This is a genomic window from Bifidobacterium myosotis, from assembly GCF_002259745.1.
Lineage (GTDB): Bacteria > Actinomycetota > Actinomycetes > Actinomycetales > Bifidobacteriaceae > Bifidobacterium > Bifidobacterium myosotis.
In genome coordinates, this window is record NZ_MWWW01000015.1 from 23,186 (window position 1) to 39,999 (window position 16,814).

Below are 16,814 nucleotides of genomic sequence, written 5' to 3' on the forward strand. Positions count from 1 at the left end.
GACTCATGATGCGGGCTCGCGGCGGCGGACCGTCTCACCGCGTCTAGGCTTTGGCCTCGCCCGCCGTAGCGTCTGCGGTCTTGGCCGATGCGGTGGCGCCGGCCTTGAGTCTGCGTTGCTTTGCGAAGCCGACCACGAACAGCGCGATGACCGCGACGGCCGCAATCGCCTGGGCCACAATCGTCTCGACGTACGGGTAGAAGCCGAGCCAGTCGTTCGTGGGCACGCCCTGCAGGTAGTTGGCGGGGAGTGCGTCGCCCTCAATCAGCGCGTGCACGCCGCCGCCGGCGAAGACGACCACGAGCACGGACATCAGAATCGACGTGACGAGGAAGAACGGGCCAATCGGAATCTTCACGGAAGTGAAGCGGATGATCAGGAAGATGATCACGAGCACCACGGCCGCGGCGATGCCGCCGATCCACATGCCCTTGGAATCCTGGCTCATCGAGTAGATCGACTCGTAGAAGATCACGGTTTCGGCGCCCTCGCGGAACACGGCGAGGAAGCTCAGCATGGCGAGCGAGACGATCGTGCCGAACGCCACCTTCTCCCCTGATTCGACCTGCGAGGACATGGACTTCACCGCGGCCTCGGTCTTGGTGCGAATGTACCGGTTCCACGCCTCGACCGAGCTCTTGTTGAGCATCCAGTTGCTGGTCCACAGCAGCATGCCCATGGCGATCAGGGCGCACACGCCCTCCATGATCTCCTGCTGCGGGCCGGAGCCGCCGAACATCAGGCCGAAGATCACGGCGATGATGCCCGAACCGGCCAGACCGGCGAGCACACCCACGTAGATCCACTTGGTGAAGCGCTTGTTGCCGGACTTGACGAGGTAGGCGATCACGGCGGCGACCACCAGCAGCGCCTCGAGGCCCTCACGGATGAGGATGAGGAAGGCCTGACCGACCGAGCTGGTAATGAACTTGGTGAAACCGCCCTCCTGATCGGCGGCGCCACCGTCAAGGATGCCGGCGTCCTTGACCAGCATGGCCTTGAGGTCATCGATGAGCTGCTTGGTGTCCTTGAGCGGGGCGCCGGTGTTCATCGACTTGCGGCACATCTTGAACTGATATTCGACCTCGGAGACGCGGTTGCCGCTGATGGCGTTCATCACGTTCTTCTCGAAGCCGAGCTTTTCATAGTACTGGTAGTAGGCGGTGTTGACGAGCGTGGCGCCCTTCGCGCCGTCGCCGCTCTCGTACGCTTTGTAGGCGTTGTCGAGGATCGGGGTCATCTCGTTGGCCACGTCGGTCCACGAACGGTTGCCCTTGCCGGGGTTCTTCTTTTTCTTGGCGTCGAGCTCCTTGCGCTCCTTGTCGAGCTGCTTCTGGAGGGCTTCGGCGTAGGCCTTCGGCTTGGCGAGCTGGGTGTTGGCGTCCAGCTGCTGGGCGGTGGCGTCGAGGTCAGCGGAAAGCGCGTCGATCTGCTGGCTCATCTGATCGTCGTTGCCGGGCACGTAGGTGAGGTCCTGGATGGACTGGAAGGCCTGCTGCTGGGCGGTCTGCTTGTCCTGACCGATGGTGTCGCGCACCACGGCGGTGAAGTTGGAGGCCACGTAGATGGTGTTGTACGCGGACATGACCTCGGACGTGGAGCCGGCGGTGTTGCCGTCCTTGTAGGTCTTAAGGCCCTGCTTGAGCTGCTTGTCCATCGCCTTGGCCACGTCGGTCCATGAGGCGTAGTCTGCCGAGCTGCTGGAGCTCGAGTCGGAGGAGTCGGCGAAGGCCGCCTGCGGCGCGAGCGCGGCGGGTGCCACGGTGGCGACGATCATGGCGAACAAGAAGGCCAACGCGACGAATGCGCGCGGCACGGACCAGCGCGGCTGACGAAGCATGCCGAATTCCTCTCTCAAATGCATTTGCCTAATGGCTTGAAAACCATCTATGAAATGTAGAGAAAAAAATTCTTCAGCAACAGTCTTGATTTTTTGAGTCTGGTGCGGTAATATAAGCGCGATTTCGGCCTGTTTTACCCCTGAATCTGTCTCACCATGCGACCCAGCTACCGGACAGGCTCCGCACGACACGCCCGGGCGAACAGCAGGGCCGAGAACAGCGGCAACGTGAAGTACACCGGAATCGGATACCAGAACAGCGCCTCGGGTGAAGCGTACAGCGAGAGGATTGTAAAGAACAGCAGCCCGTATGCGGCGAGGGCCGAGGCCGGGCGGGGTGCGGTAGTGCGGGACGTGGCAGAATCGGCGGGGACGGGGGCGGCCGGGGGAATGTCGGCTGTGGCGATACCGGCCGAGGCAATGCCAGCCGAGGCAATGCCAGCCGAGGCGATACCAGCCGAGGCGATACCAGCCGAGGCGATACCAGCCGAGGCGATACCAGCCGGCACATCGTACGCGTATGACTGTCGAGCACGCGAAGATGGGTTAATTCGCCCGAGTTGGCCGGGCTGCTCGAGTTGCTCGAGTTGGGGCGAACGGCGTCGCCGAGTCATCCGGCGCCACGGCGTCATCCGCAGCAACAGAGCGGCGCCGATGATCAGCGGAATCCATGTGACGTATAGGCCCATGGCCGTCAATGGGTTGTCGTCGCGGACCCAATGGCGAACGTCATCGAGTACGGTCCGCTTCCAGTGCGGTTTGCGCGATGTACCCATAAGCGGCGCAAGGTCGTGCTCGATGGCGACGATGCGTTGCGCGGCGGCGATGTCGGCGTCATCATCGCCATTGGCGGCCGCATCAGCGCCCGTGCCGGCGCCGGAACCGGTGCCCGCATTCGGGTTCGTGCCGGCCGCCGAACCGCCGGCCGCGGACGCACCCGTCACGGTCTCCGGCAGGAAGGTGGACCATTGTTTGAGGTATCCGCGTGTGAACAGGTAATCGGAATCGGTGGGGTATGCAAAGTTCACGGACATGTCCCACCAGCCGCGGATCGGGCCCGCATAGGCTTTGGCATACTCGCCGGGATGGGCCACGCCGAGTTCCGCCCAGACGCGAAGTGCCGCGAGTTTCTGGGCCGTGGTCGGCTGCGGATGCTCACGCAGGGTCTGGAAGGTCTCGTTGGTGCGGTGCGGATTGATATCGGCGGCGGCCTGATCAAGGTTCATGATGGCGTTGAGGGAGCGGCGCTGGTCGGGCGTGATGGCGGTCCGGTCATTGGGATGGTCGTGCGCCACCTGCGCGACCGGCTGGGTGACGAGCCCCCAAACCTCACGTCCGGGCGAGAGATTGGCATGCGTGGCGGCTGCGGCGAGCGGGGCCCATACGCCCTGCGCGAGGATAACGGCGGCGGCCAGACACACGAAAGCGCGAAAGCGAGGACTCAGACGCAGGGGACGTCGCGGGCGTTGTTGCGCGCGGGGTTGGGGACGTTGCCGCGTGTTCTGGTCGCCACTTCGACCGCGAAGCTGGCTTTGCTGAACTTGCTGGTCCTGCTGGCCACGATATGACTCCGGGGATTGCCGACCGCACGTATGATCACGGGGCTGGTCGGAATCAGGATTACGCTCGAGATTGGAGACGAAAGGCCGGCCGTGACTCCGGGCGCCGTCCCTAAGCCGACTGGAATGGGCATCCTTATTCACTTTCCCGTCCGCGTCCCCATTCCCCGTATTTCCACGACATGCGGCGAGCAGACAGCATCCGGCACACAGCACGATGACGAGTGCCGTACGTTTGGATGCGATGACGGCGAAGGCAAGCGCAACGAACGTGATGGCGACCGGCTGGCGGGCCAGCACGGCACCCCGCGTGAGACACGCCTCCACAAACATCACCGCGAACGGCACGAAGAAGACGGTATGCAACGAATCCTTACCCATCGTGATGATGGAGCCGGCCACCACATAGCTGGTGGCGAGGTAGAGGAGCGACAGGATGACGAGCCAGCGGGGTGCACCGAGTTTGCGGATGTAGCACAGCGTGAACGCGGCCCCCGCGGCGAGAAGCACTGCCTGAATCACTATGTATGCGGCCTGGCCGGCGAGTGGCGTGCCGGCGACGGCGCTGCCCGCATGCCAGAACAAGCCGAAGATCAGGGTGTCGAAAAGCGGATGCTGCGTGTAGTACTGGTGAATGCCGGACACTTGAAGGTACTGGGCGAGCGTATCGTCGCGCATTGCACCGGGCCACGCGATGACGAGCCATGGCAGCCATGCGACGGCAATGAGTGCAAAGTATCGAAGGAATACCAATCTGAGCGATGCGGTCAACGTGGATGGACAGCGAGCGGCGAGGAATGACGCCATGCGGGCCGCCGTAGCGCGAAACCGGGATGAAACCCTGCGCAATATTGTCGCGCGCCCCAACGTCACGGGGAATCGCTCCGGGCGAAGCGGCAACACATGAGGCTGCGGTATGCGGGGGCGTGTCGATTGGGGTGTTGTCGCATGGAGTGGCGTCACATGAGATGACATCACATGGGATGGCGTCGCATGCGCAGCAAGGCGTAGGCCGGTCCCAGCGGTGCCGAGTCCGAACCTCGTATCCTCCGCAACGGCCACCGGCGCGTCCGCTGGCGATATTGGCTCCGCCTGCATTGCCGATACCGCCAGCGGACGCCACGCTTGGGGAGGAACCTTGTCGCACATGGTTGTACAGCCTAGGTTTCATTCGGCGCCGCGAGGCCGGGGACACCAACAATTCACGCGGACGGAGCAATGCGTTCATGCTCAAGGCGATTGGGACGCAGCCGCGTTACGAAGGCAGGACGGCGTCCTTCGCCCCGATGGAATACCGTGCGACGTATCAGCGTTACAGGGGCTGGTTCACACGCAGATTGAAGGTACACACTCAGGCGAGCGAGCTTGGCGACCGGCTGTGGTGGTTCATGCGCAGACCAAAGGCACAATCACCACGATTGCGACGCTGCGTGCAGGCATGAACGGATTAGGCAGCCCCTCGTAACGCAGATACGCACTATCCGGCCCTGTCAAGTCCTATCCGGCCCCTTCGGCCCCATCCGAGTGAGCTATCCGGCCCCATCTAGACCTATCCGGTCCCATCCGAGTGAGCCATCCGCGGGCTATCTGCGTTGCAAGGGGTACATTCACCGCTCTCCGGAGAGGTATCTGCTTTGCAAGGGGTACCCAATCGCGCATATTCCGAGTACAAGCATTGCAATGACGCCGCTGATACTCGACATATCAGCAATTAGGTACCCCTTGCAAAGCAGATACCTCTCCGCACATCCCCTGAAGTACCCCTCATAAAGCAGATAGCCGCGACACGCCGCATCGACGACGATGTGCGCTTTTCCATAACCTGTGATAGTTTATTCAAGTTGCCTGCGGAGCTTGCCTCAAGCAAACATTGCAAGCATGGAGGATTCGCCTAGTGGTCTATGGCGCACGCTTGGAAAGCGTGTTGGTGTAACAGCCTCACGAGTTCGAATCTCGTATCCTCCGCCATCGCCCTTTTCCCACCCAAAGGAAAAGGGCTTTTTCATTGCCAAAACGGCGGAATTGCAATGTTTTCAAGCCATTCCGACGATCTGCCCGTCTTCCGTTTTGACCCGTCTCGGCCCGTTTTCTGGGGTACCATAGTCGGTAAATTAAGCGGTACCGCTTAAGGCTTACCGCTCACCGCTCATCAGGGGAATCAACGACGATACGGCCATCGACAATCAGGAAGGCGCGCTGCATGGCAAGGACGACACGAAACCGCCGCCGCAAGTTCGGCAAGGTGGAGACGAAGACGAACAGGCACGGGCAGGTCTACTACGATGCCTCATACATCCCGCCCGTGGAAGCCCGCGAGCGCTACCCGTACCTTCCCGCGCGCATCCACCGTAATTTCGACGACGGCTATGAGCTTCAGGCCGACGCATGGCTGAGCGAGGCGAAGCGTCTCATCGATCTGGGCGCATGGGAACCTCCGGAGATGGCGGAGAACCGGAACGCCGGCAACACGGTGCTGTTCCGCGAGTACGCCGAACAGTTCGTGGAGAACCGCCGCAAGGGCGACAACCAGCCGATTCGTGAGACCACGAAGGACAAGTACCGTCAGTATGTGCGCGACTATCTGAACCCGGTACTCGGCGATCTGCCGATGGCGTCGATCAAGCCGGCGCATATCCGCGACTGGTACGACAGCATGAAGGTCACGAAGGACGGTCGGGGCGAGAGCATACGTCGGCACGTGTTCGAGCTGCTGAGCGCCATCATGGCCGAAGCGGCGAACGCCTCGCTGGATGATCAGGGCACGACGCTCATCAAGGTGAACCCGGTCCAGTTCAAGGTGCCTCGCCCGGCCACGAAGCATGTGTACGTGATCGCCACGCGCGAGCAGGTGCGCGCGCTCGCCGACGCCATGCCGCCGAATCTCGCCCTTGGCGTGCTGCTGTCCGGCACGCTGGGATTGCGCCAAGGCGAGGTGTTGGGACTGCAACGCCGTGATATCGAGCTGGAGGCGTCGCCGGTGCTGCTGCATGTGCGTCGCAGCGCCAAGGAAATCAGCGAGAACGGGCATAAGGTGGCCGTGCTGGGCGAGACGAAGACGCCGAGCAGCAAACGCGACATCGAGGTACCCGCTCCCCTAGTCGAGGAGATCACGCGCCATCTTGATACGTACGTGGAGGATAAGCCGACCGCGCTGCTGTTCACCGGCGTGCGCACGCGGGGCATCGTCCGCGCGCAGTCCATGCGCAACGCCTTCGCGAAGGCCATTGAGACGGTGAACGACCCGACGCTGAAGGGCATGGACTTCCACGATCTGCGTCACACCGGCCTGACGCATTACGCCGAGCAGGGCGCGACCGTCGGCCAGCTCATGCGCTTGGGCGGCCACACGAACATCAAGACCGTGGCTACCTATCAGCAGTCCAGCAAGGATGCGGACAAGCGACTGCTGGCGAAGGTGGAGGCGAGTATGAGTACCACGCCGGCGAGCGCCGGAACCTCCAAGAAGAATACTGACGGCGGGAAACCCACAAACGACACTGCAACGGCCAGGAACGGCGGTCAACAGCTGAGTTCACCCGGCAATCCGTCCGAAACGGCCCAAACGTCCGAACCGTCCGCAAGCGCAGGCGCAGACCATGCCGACCGCTCCGTCATGGAACCGACCGGCGCCACTGCCGATGCGGATGCCGAGCTGAAGGCGCTCGCCGGCGCACTTGGCGCACTGGATCTCCAGTCGCGTCTTGCGGTGCTGAAAGGACTGGACGAGGACAGACGCGGCCGGATACTCGCGTTGCTGCCGGCCTCGGTTCAGGTGGATACGATTCAGGAATTGATCAAGGCGGTGGCGTGATGGCAAGAAGGAACGGCAATTCCGCAAACAGGCCTGGCAAGTCCAGCGGGATCAGCAGGCCCGACCCGTACAAGACGATGGCTGATTCCGGCATGTGGGGCGAACGGTTCGATGCGGAGAAGGCGCGCAAGTTCGCCAAGCTGCTGGAGCGTATGACGGTGGACAATGACGCCGTTGCCGATCTGCTGATCGCCGCCGATGCGTGGATGTCGGGCTGGTGTGAGGAGTTCATACCGTGCCTGAAGGCCACGGTCAACGCCGGACGCGAGCTTGACGACGTATTCGCCAAGACGGTGGGAGCCACGCCTGAACCGGAGGATAGCGTAGCGCAACAGCATGCAGCAGATGCCTTCGCCTTGTTGTCGGCGACGCTCAACCGGTATCTGTCCAATCACACGGTGCCGGATGCCGTCATACGCGATGTGCTGCTGAGCTATACCGTGTCATATCAGAACGCGGCGAAGCAGACCGTCGATTCGTTCCTCGTCAAGTTCTGGAACCGGCATAACGATTGTGATGTGGCGGAGTTCATGTCGATGCTGCGCCGTTACGCCTTCGCGTTCGGGTACGCGGAGAAGATCAAGCATCTGATGGCGAAGGGCAAGTATGCAGCGCGCAACGATGCCGCATATAAGGACGAGCATGTAGCCTATCGCAATGCACTGGCGTTGACCGGCAAAGACGGCACACTGCCCGAATTGCCTGCCGGAACTCCGCGCCCGGAAGCGGCATGGTCAGTGCTTGACGCCTACCAGACCGGCATGAAAGTCAGGCCCGGTCTGATTCCGACGGAAATTTCTGGAGATTTCGACACGCCCATACACTGAATCACCGTCCATGAGCCTCGATGAAACTATTGGAACCGGCTCTATTGCAACGTTTTCAAGGTGCCGTTTCGGCACATATCTAGTCACAATGACCCGCATTGCAGGAAAATGTAAAACGCTGTAAAAATGATATCGTTGCAGTTTTCTACGGAAGTGGAAATCCGTCAGAATCCCGCGGCACACGACCCCTCAGCGTCGGTAACAACCTGAGCGCCACGCGCGGCGGATGCCGGTAAGTCCAAAGAAGAACTACCACCATGGGTACAGTGCATCTACGCCAGCTGCGCTTCCGCCCTCGGTGCGACCCGAGAGGGGTTAAATCCAATGCGAAATGACTACGTACAACTGACCGCCAAGCCCGCCCAAGTGGCGGAAATGCTGGGCTACTCGGACACGAAGACCGTGTACGGGCTCATCCGCTCCGGCAAGATTCGGGCGCGCAAGGTGGGTAACACCTATCTGGTGAACCTCACCAGCGTGCGCAAGTTCGCGGGAGAGGAGTAAGCATGCGCCTCACGTCGAGCACACCCATCGCGGACGCAGCGAACTCCATCCGCGACCTCGACAATGAATCGATCACCGTATCGGGCGAACGCTTCGACCCGAATGAGACCGGTTATGTGCTCCAAACGGTAGCCGACTATCTGATCGAGACCGCCTACGGTCTCCATCGGCTGACCGTCACCCGCGATGCCATCAGAACGGCCCGAGGTCTGGCCTTGTGCGTCTACGCGACGCACATTCGCCCGGCTTCCATCGCATTCAGCGCAGCCAACGGCGACCTGCCAGCCCTGCGGATGATGCAGGCCGCGCTGCTGCTGTGCGCCGATGCACGGATGACGCTGATCACCGGACCGTTTCCCTCGGTCGGCCATACATTCATCCGCACCGGCACGGTGGACACCGCGATTGGCGACCTGCTGGAGCGAGGACTGCTGCCAACCCGCGCACGCGGAGACCTGTATGCGATGAAGCATCGCATATCGGCGAGCGCCGCGCGATTCCACCGGAACCACGGCTCCGGCATTGAAGGCGGCAATAGGAACGAGAACATGCTGGCGCTCATCGCCAGTGACGCCGGCGAACCGTGGCGCGAAACCGCTGCGGCGCTCGCCGGCGAATGGAAGGTGGCCGCATGATCGCAACCATGAATCCGGCTGATCTGGGTAGCATGGGCCTGATTGCGGATGACCCGTTCATCTCCGACGATCCGGTCGGCATGCCCAGCCTGTCCAACGCGCTGTACGGCTTCGACCCCAGCGGTCTGGCCAATCGCATCTTCCGTCTGCTGAAGCGCTATATCGGCGCGACGGACGACGATCTGAAGATGCTGACCCTGTGGATTATGCACACATGGGTGTTCGCCAGCCTGTATACGACGCCGCGCCTGTTGGTGACGTCCATTCTTCCAGGAGCGGGCAAGACCACGCTGCTGGAGTGGATCGGGCACTTGGGCGCGAAGTCGGAGATGCTGAGCGCCATCAGCTCGGCGTCGCTGCTCGCCAATCTCGCCGATCAGGGGTACACGCTGCTGGTGGACGAGGCCGACCGGAGCCTGCGCAAGGACAATCCCCTTGCCGCCGACTTCATCGCCGTGGTGAACACCGGGTACAAGAAGGGCGGCAGTCGCACGATTCAGGAGCCAGACAAGAAGCACGGCTGGAAAGTGGTGCGCAAAAGCACGCATGCGCCGGCCGTGTTCGCGGGCAACAACCCCGATCTGCCGGCCGACACCCGGCAGCGCTGCATCCCCGTGTTCCTCTACCCGTCCGACGAGGTGGAGGAATCCGATTGGGAGATGATCGAGGAGAACGACGCGGAGTATCTGGACCTGCGGCACGATCTGCCCATATGGGCGGAAACGGCGGCGAGCGCCATCAAGCCACGTCCCACGCTGCCGGAATCGGTGAAAGGCCGTTACCGCGAGGTATGGCTGCCGCTGGCCCGCATCGCCCAGACGCAAAGCGGGGACTGGCTGGACACCGTGCGCCGGCTGTCCGCGGAGTTCGTCGAACAGGCCAAGACGGATGCCGATCTCGGCCTCGCCAACGACTCGCCGCACATCGTGCTGCTCAAGGACATCGCCGAACTGTGGGCCACACAGTGGCGGACGTGCACGTTCGTCGGCTCGCAGCAGATGTGCGACGCGCTCGCCTACGGCAATCCGACGCAGTGGGGAGACCAGCAGCCCGGCGGCTTCGGACGGTTGACCGCCAAGCGATTGGCGTCGATGCTCAAGAAGGCCGGTGTGGAAGCGAGCCGCAACCGCGAGCGCACCAAACGCGGATACCGGTTCACGGCGTTCGCGCAGGCGTGGAAGACGCTGAAGATCTGGGAGGCGTTGAAGCTCGAACCGCCCACACCGGGTACGGGCATGGGCGCCGACGCGGACGCTTCGGACGGCTCGGACACGTCGGACGCTTCCATAGGGAGCACCTTGGAAGGCATCTCAGCGAACATCTCTAAGAACGACTCGGAGCCGGAACGGCTGGAACACTGGGCAGCGACGCTCAGCACCACCGCCGACATCCCGGACTGGACGGCACTGTCCTCCGACCAGCTGCAAGCCATCCGCAAGGTGAAGCACACCGGCCTATGGCTCAACAAGACCACCACCGAACTCAGCAGACGAGGAATCACCGTATGAAGGACATCACCCTGAACGAACCCATGACCGTGCCTATGCCCACCGCCGCCGTGTCTGCTGCGAAAACGCAGACTAACGCATCCGCTGTCTCCGCTGATCAGCTGGTGCAGGCGCTCTACGAGCACGTCGATGCGCAGAATCGCGTCGCCGACCAGCTCGAAAAGATGAACGACCATCTCAGTGACATGAGTCAGATGCTGTACGCCTGCCTGCACTCGCACAGCATGAGTCTGAACGGCATCGACCGTTCGCTCGGCGAGATCGCCGAACAGGTCGAGAACACCCAAAGGCCGTTGCCGACCGACCATCAGCCGGCGACCGCCACGCGATGACCCGTCGCTGAACGACCGGCATTGATGACCGGTGAATGACCGGTAGAGGGAGAGACCCCGCCCCTACGCCTCCGGCGCTCCCCGAGGCATAGCGCCGCTCTCTCCCCCGATTTTCCCACAGCCAACCGTTGTTTTGCAATCCGGGGCCGAATCTGATATCCTGCCTCATACACAGGTCCGCAGTAATGTGAGACTTCCAAGAGCCGGGGGTAATCCCCCGGCATTTTTTATTTCAGGGGGCGTTATGGCCGAAATCTCGATTTTCGCTGACGAAAGCGGCGAACAGGGATTCCAGTCCAAGTACTACGCGCTGACATTGGTGTTCCACGACCAGTCCGATCCCGTCATCCCCATATTCGATGGTTATGAACAAACGATCCGCGACGCAGGCCTGCCGAACATTCCCATGCACGCCTCACCGCTGTTGAACGGCCATGACGCCTACCAACACCTCGGCATCAGCCAGCGCAAGCGCCTGCTCACCTACTTCCTGTCCATGCTGTTCAAACTGCCGGCACAATACGTGACGCTCATCTACCGAAAGGCCGATTACGCAACCTTGGAACAGCTGGGCGCACGCATCAAACGTGACATCGTCAACATCGTGTTCGACCATCTGGCGCTTTTCCAGAGCTTCGACACCATCAAGGTGTACTACGACGGCGGCCAGAGCCTCGTCACGCAGGCCATTCACGGCGCAATTAAATACGCGCTCTCGAAACAGGCCATCATCTACCGCAAAGGTTCGCCGACCGACTATCGGCTCGTGCAAGTGGCGGATTTCATCTGCACTATCGAACTGACCGCGCTCAAGTACGAGAACCACGAACAGACAGCGACCGACGAGCGCTTCTTCGGATCAGCACGCACCTTCAAGAAGAATTACCTCAAAAAGGTCCGTAAGCATCAGCTGACAGCTCGGTAGAGAGTTCTCCAATCCGACTCAATTCATCGCCATCGTGCTGGAGACCAGCTTGTTGGTCTTCGCCATGGCTCGGGTCACCGGCGTGTACAGCGTGAAGCCGATGAGCAAGGCGACCACGAGATAGATGCCCATGCGACCCATCTGCTCCCAGTAGACGTTGCCGTAGAATCCGCCGACGGTCTCCCTCAGCGCGGTGATGCCATGCGAGAACGGCAGGTAGGGGTACAGCTGCCTGAACCCGCTCGGGAGCATCTCCACCGGGAACGTGCCGCCGATGCCGGCGATCTGCGAGACCATGAGCGCGGCGCAGATCGCCTTGCCGACGGTGCTGAACACGGCCGACAGCGTATAGACGAGCGTCGAGCTCACCAGCGACGACCACCACAGGCACAGCATGAACAGGAACGGGTTCGTCGCCTGCGCGCGCAGGTACAGCAGGTCACCAAGCCCCAGCACGGTGGTTTGCGCCAGCGAGAACGCGACGAAGGTCAGGCCGCGGCCCAGATACAGTTGCCATGGCTTCGGATGGTCCAGGGTCGCGGCGATCTTGTCCGATACGTTCGCCTTGAGGACGATACCCAGGAACATCGCACCTACCCAGATGGCCAGCAGCGTGTAGAACGGGGTCATCGCGGAGCCGTTGTTCGCGATCGGGTACACGGCTATGCGCTTCGTCGTCACGGGCGTGGTCATGGCCAAGGCGATGGTGTCCGTGGGCTGGGAGAGCAGCTTGCGCGCCCCCTCCACTCCGCCGGATGCCATGGCCTCGTCCAGCTTGTCGGCGGTTTCGCCGAGCTTCTTCGATTGCTCGAGCAACGCGTCATGCGCCGTGTTGATGTTGGCCGTCAGCTCCTTGATATTGGCCAGAGCACCGGTCGAACCGCTGCCGTCGGTTCGACCGGTTACATCGACGAGCGCGGAGGTGGCGTCGTCGACCAGCGCCTTGGCGTCCGCCCCGGCCCGTTCGGCGGAGTCGGTCACGCCGGAGAGCGTGGCGACGACGTTGTCCTGATACGACTTGTTCAGATCGCGGATCGACTGCGCGCTGGCTTGCGCCTGCGCGGCGATATCCCCGCCGGCGTCGGTGATCGCCTGTCCCTTGGCTTCCGCCCGGTCCGCGGCGTCATTGATCTTCGCATCGGTGTCATTGAGGCGTTTGAGGGTGCGGTCCACGTCAGCGATGGCCCGGTCGATTGCAGCCTTGGCCGGTTCGGTGTGCAACGATTCCCTGATGGAGACCAGTGTGCCGCGGTATTGGGTCAGGCTCGCAATCATCGGCCTGATGCGGTTCGTGGAGATCGCGCGCAGGGACGCGGCGGTATTGTAGGCCCCGTTGGCGGGTTTGCCCAGCGCTTCCTGGACGTTACCGCCGACGGCGTCAAAGGCGTCCGCCGCGGAATCGAGTCCGTTGGTCATGTTCTCGTTGATGCGGTCGATCGACGTGGATGCGTCTCCGAGCTTGCCGGTGATGCCGTCCATGTCAACGGTGGAGGATTGCAGCGACCGCTTCGTCCGTTCCATCGACTTGCCGGATGCGTCGAGCAGGGATGCCGCGGAATCGGCGAGATCCGCGTAGCTCGAAGCGAGATCGGCAGCGTCGGCGAGATCGCTTGATTGCTGCCGCAGATTGGCACTCAATGCACTGATGGATCGTGTGCTCTGGTCCGTGTCGAGATAGGCGGACACGGAATCAAGCATGCCGGCGGCGGCCTGAGCAACGGCCGAGGTGAGGGTGTCGCTGATCTGCTGACGTACGGTGGAGGCGCCCTGATCGGTGACGGTGGAGCCGATGGGATTCTTCTTGGGGTTGGAGTAGTAGACGAGCTGAGCCTGCCGCACCTTGGTCTTGTCCGTTTTCCCGGAATCCGCGGTCCCCTCGCTCAGCAGGGAGAACAGGTCCGTGCTGAAGTCCTTGGGAATCACGATTGCCGCGTAGTATTCGCCTGATTCCACGCCGCTTTTGGCCTCATCTTCGCTCACGAACGTCCAGTCGAGGCTGTCGTTCGCCCTGAGAGCATTGGCGACCTGATCGCCCACGTTGACCTTCGCCGGCAGCAGGTCGCCCTGATAGCCCTTGTCCGAGTTGGCGACGGCGACCTTCATGCCGCCGGTGTTGCTGTATGGATCCCAGTTGGCGTAGATGTTGAACCATGCGTAGAACGACGGCATGAGGATCAGGCCGATGGCGATGATGAGCGCGATCACGCTGCTGCGGATGTGCCGCATATCGGTGCGGAATATGGTCCATACGTTCCTCATCAGTGAACATCCTTTCCACTGGCACCGATTCCATTGGCATCGTCACCGTCACCGGCGTTCCCCGCAGCATGCCGGGCGATGCTTCCGCCGGCGCTTCCCGTGACACCGCCAGCAATCACAGCACGTCCAGCGTCCACGACGGAACGCAGCAGGCTTTCGGCGCCCATCGTGCTGTCATGTGCCTGTCGCGGTAGGTGAAGGTGAATGTATTCGAGAATGATCAGCGCGACGTCCACCACGATTACCATCGCCAGCCAGACCACGAGGAATCCAATGCTCGGTCCGACGACCATCATGGCGATGAGGAACACGACGGGGATTATCCAGATGAGATGGAATCCGATGCGCACCAGATGTGGGTACAGCCGCTCGAACTTCCTCGCCCGGCGTCGTACGCCGGCTCCCCAGGTCGGATCGGCGAGCATCTTGCGCACGGTAATCATGATGTTGCGTTCGGAGCCGACAATCTCCAATCGCTGCGCGTTGACCAGATCGGTATCCGCCAGTTCACGGTTGAACAGATCGTTGAGATTGGCGAGCGCCGGACGGCACAGCATCGCCACGAGCAGGAACGCCACGGCGAACATGGAGGTCTGCCAGATGCGCGTCCAGAAGTCCGCGCCATAGAAGCCACCGATTGTCTCACGGAGCGCTTCGACGCCGTAGGTAAACGGCAGCATCGGGTACAGCAGTCGGTAGAAGTGGGGCATCATCTCGATTGGGTACATACCACCCGCGCCCGGCACCTGCACTATCAGGAAGATCACGCTCAATGCCATGCCGATGTACCGGAACATCATGACCAGACTGTAAGCGATTGATACGTAGGTCATCGAGCATACGATGGCGCCCAGATAGTACGCCCACGGCACATTGCACTGGATGCCGATGACGAGGTTGCCCGATGCGATGACGATGCCCTGCAGCACGGCGACGACCATGAGCAGCAGCCAGCGTCCAAGGAACGCCTGCTTGGGCGTGAGCGCGTCGATGCCTTCCGAATCGGTGTCGTTGCGCAATAGGGTGAGTGCCACGAAGGCGCCTGCCCAGCATGCCAGATTCGTGAAGAACGGGGCGATGGCAGTGCCGTAGTTCTTCATCGGATAGTATTCGCGGGTCTCCAGACCGACCGGGGAGGCGAGGAACGAGGACACCTGGTCGGTGTCCACATGCGCAAGGCCCTTGACGCCGGCCCACGCATCGCTCGCCCGAAGGACGGCGAAATCGGCTTGCGTGCGTTGCACCGATGCACTCACGCGATCGAGGGCCTTGCCCGTCTGCCCCATCACCTTGGACGCCGATTCGAGCGTCGTGTCGAGCTGCGCGAGATCGGCGTCGATGCGGCCAAGCGATTCGGCGGTCCCGCCCACGGTTCCGGACAGTCCGACGAGCTGGGTGGAGACACCTGTGAGAGTGGAATCAATCCTGCTCGAAGCGTCCGAGGACAGGCTGGAAAGCCCGTCGGCCTTGCCGTTCAATGCGTCCAGGGAATCAGAGAGCTTCTTGTCGCCCGCCTGCATCGCCGAGGGGATGCCATTGTTCAGCTGCCTCATCGCCTCGATCTGTGCGGCGAGGTCGTGCTGATGCTGTTTCGCCTGCGCAAGGGCGTCCGAGCCTGCGAGCTGCGGGTCGGATTCCATCGCCTCAATCGCGTCCCCCAGTGCGTCGTTCGCGGATTCGAGCGTGGACAGCGAGGCGTCGACGCGGCCGGAGATGTCCGCCGCATTGCCGTTGACGGTGTCCTTAATGCCGTCGATGCGGCCGGAAAGGGCGCCGGCCCCGGACTGCACCTGTCCGACGGTCGAGTTCATGGAGTGCTGGAACGCCGACAATCCACCACGTGCGGCGTCGACGGAGGATGCCGTGTCGTTGGCACTCGCGGAAAGGGCGTCGGCGCGACCGGCGATGCCCGTCATGTTTTGGCGGGCCCTCGTGATTGTCGCTCGCGCATCGGTGATGGAGGACTGCGCGTCATCTACTTTGCCGCGGGCCGCCACGATGCTGGATTGGGCTTCGCCCAGCTTGCCGTCCAGCTGGTTCGCCGTCCCGTCGAGCCGGTCGTTCATCTTGCCGGCCTCTTCGGAGAGCGTCTTCGTGACGGTCGCGCTGACGGTGGAGACGAACGATGCGTTGATCTGCCGTTCGAGGGCGGAGGCGCCGGATTGCGTCACACGCGGCGCGAGCGTGTTGACCTTCTCGTTGACATAGAAGGACAGTTCGGGGCGCGTGAAGTCGCCCTGTAGCACGCTGGTCAGATCCTTGCTGAAGTCCTCGGGGATCACGATGGCCGCATAGTATTCGCCGGACTCCACGCCGTTGACGGCGGCCGACTCGTCCACGAACCGCCATCCCAGATCGTGGTTGTCCTTCAGGGCGTCCATAGTCTGATCGCCCACATTCATTTCGGAGCCGTTCACCATGGTTCCCGCGTCGTTGTTGACCACCGCGATCGGCACATCTCCGGTATTCGCATATGGGTCCATGTTCGCTGCGACGTTGAGCCATGCATACAGTCCCGGCACGAAACATGACGCCAGAACGATGAACACGGCGAAGGGCACCGCGCAGATCCGCTTCACATCGCGAATGAAGACGCGCAACACGTTATGCATGA

General features: G+C 62.1%; 11 protein-coding genes and 1 tRNA gene. 8 read left to right on the forward strand and 4 right to left on the reverse strand.

What is annotated here, in order from left to right; all coding sequences use genetic code 11:
- Positions 1-43: 43 nt before the first annotated feature.
- Positions 44-1,777, reverse strand: coding sequence for an FTR1 family iron permease (locus BMYO_RS07405; RefSeq protein ID WP_169834091.1), 1,734 nt, complete (start codon positions 1,775-1,777; stop codon positions 44-46).
- Between the two features lie 230 nt (positions 1,778-2,007).
- Positions 2,008-4,077 carry a DUF6020 family protein gene (locus BMYO_RS11535; protein ID WP_143249141.1) on the reverse strand — a complete coding sequence of 690 codons (2,070 nt, stop codon included), beginning with the start codon at positions 4,075-4,077 and terminating at the stop codon, positions 2,008-2,010.
- A 1,202-nt stretch (positions 4,078-5,279) separates the two neighbouring features.
- Here BMYO_RS11535 and BMYO_RS07425 point away from each other — a divergent pair.
- From BMYO_RS07425 to BMYO_RS07460, 8 genes are all read left to right on the forward strand, one after another.
- Positions 5,280-5,367, forward strand: a tRNA-Ser gene (locus BMYO_RS07425).
- Between the two features lie 232 nt (positions 5,368-5,599).
- Positions 5,600-7,210: a tyrosine-type recombinase/integrase gene (locus BMYO_RS07430; protein ID WP_094667864.1), complete on the forward strand. Its 1,611-nt coding sequence runs from the start codon at positions 5,600-5,602 to the stop codon at positions 7,208-7,210.
- Positions 7,210-8,037 carry a hypothetical protein gene (locus tag BMYO_RS07435; protein ID WP_094667865.1) on the forward strand — a complete coding sequence of 276 codons (828 nt, stop codon included), beginning with the start codon at positions 7,210-7,212 and terminating at the stop codon, positions 8,035-8,037. The genes BMYO_RS07430 and BMYO_RS07435 overlap by 1 nt, the downstream gene beginning before the upstream one ends.
- A gap of 324 nt (positions 8,038-8,361) precedes the next feature.
- Positions 8,362-8,541 carry a helix-turn-helix domain-containing protein gene (locus BMYO_RS07440; protein WP_094667866.1) on the forward strand — a complete coding sequence of 60 codons (180 nt, stop codon included), beginning with the start codon at positions 8,362-8,364 and terminating at the stop codon, positions 8,539-8,541.
- A 2-nt stretch (positions 8,542-8,543) separates the two neighbouring features.
- Entirely contained in the window at positions 8,544-9,176 is a 633-nt protein-coding gene (locus BMYO_RS07445; RefSeq protein WP_094667867.1) for a hypothetical protein, read from the forward strand.
- Entirely contained in the window at positions 9,173-10,684 is a 1,512-nt protein-coding gene (locus tag BMYO_RS07450; RefSeq protein ID WP_158216964.1) for a DUF3631 domain-containing protein, read from the forward strand. Before BMYO_RS07445 ends, BMYO_RS07450 begins: the two co-directional genes overlap by 4 nt.
- Positions 10,681-11,016: a hypothetical protein gene (locus BMYO_RS07455; protein ID WP_094667869.1), complete on the forward strand. Its 336-nt coding sequence runs from the start codon at positions 10,681-10,683 to the stop codon at positions 11,014-11,016. The genes BMYO_RS07450 and BMYO_RS07455 overlap by 4 nt, the downstream gene beginning before the upstream one ends.
- 244 nt (positions 11,017-11,260) lie before the next feature.
- Positions 11,261-11,941: a DUF3800 domain-containing protein gene (locus BMYO_RS07460; RefSeq protein ID WP_094667870.1), complete on the forward strand. Its 681-nt coding sequence runs from the start codon at positions 11,261-11,263 to the stop codon at positions 11,939-11,941.
- A gap of 18 nt (positions 11,942-11,959) precedes the next feature.
- On the opposite strand, the gene BMYO_RS07465 is transcribed toward BMYO_RS07460, so the two are convergent.
- Both BMYO_RS07465 and BMYO_RS07470 read right to left on the reverse strand, forming a co-directional pair.
- Positions 11,960-14,200, reverse strand: coding sequence for a YhgE/Pip domain-containing protein (locus BMYO_RS07465; RefSeq protein WP_094667871.1), 2,241 nt, complete (start codon positions 14,198-14,200; stop codon positions 11,960-11,962).
- On the reverse strand, positions 14,200-16,812 hold the full coding sequence (locus BMYO_RS07470) for a YhgE/Pip domain-containing protein (RefSeq protein WP_094667872.1): 2,613 nt from the start codon (positions 16,810-16,812) through the stop codon (positions 14,200-14,202). The genes BMYO_RS07465 and BMYO_RS07470 overlap by 1 nt, the downstream gene beginning before the upstream one ends.
- Positions 16,813-16,814: the final 2 nt, after the last annotated feature.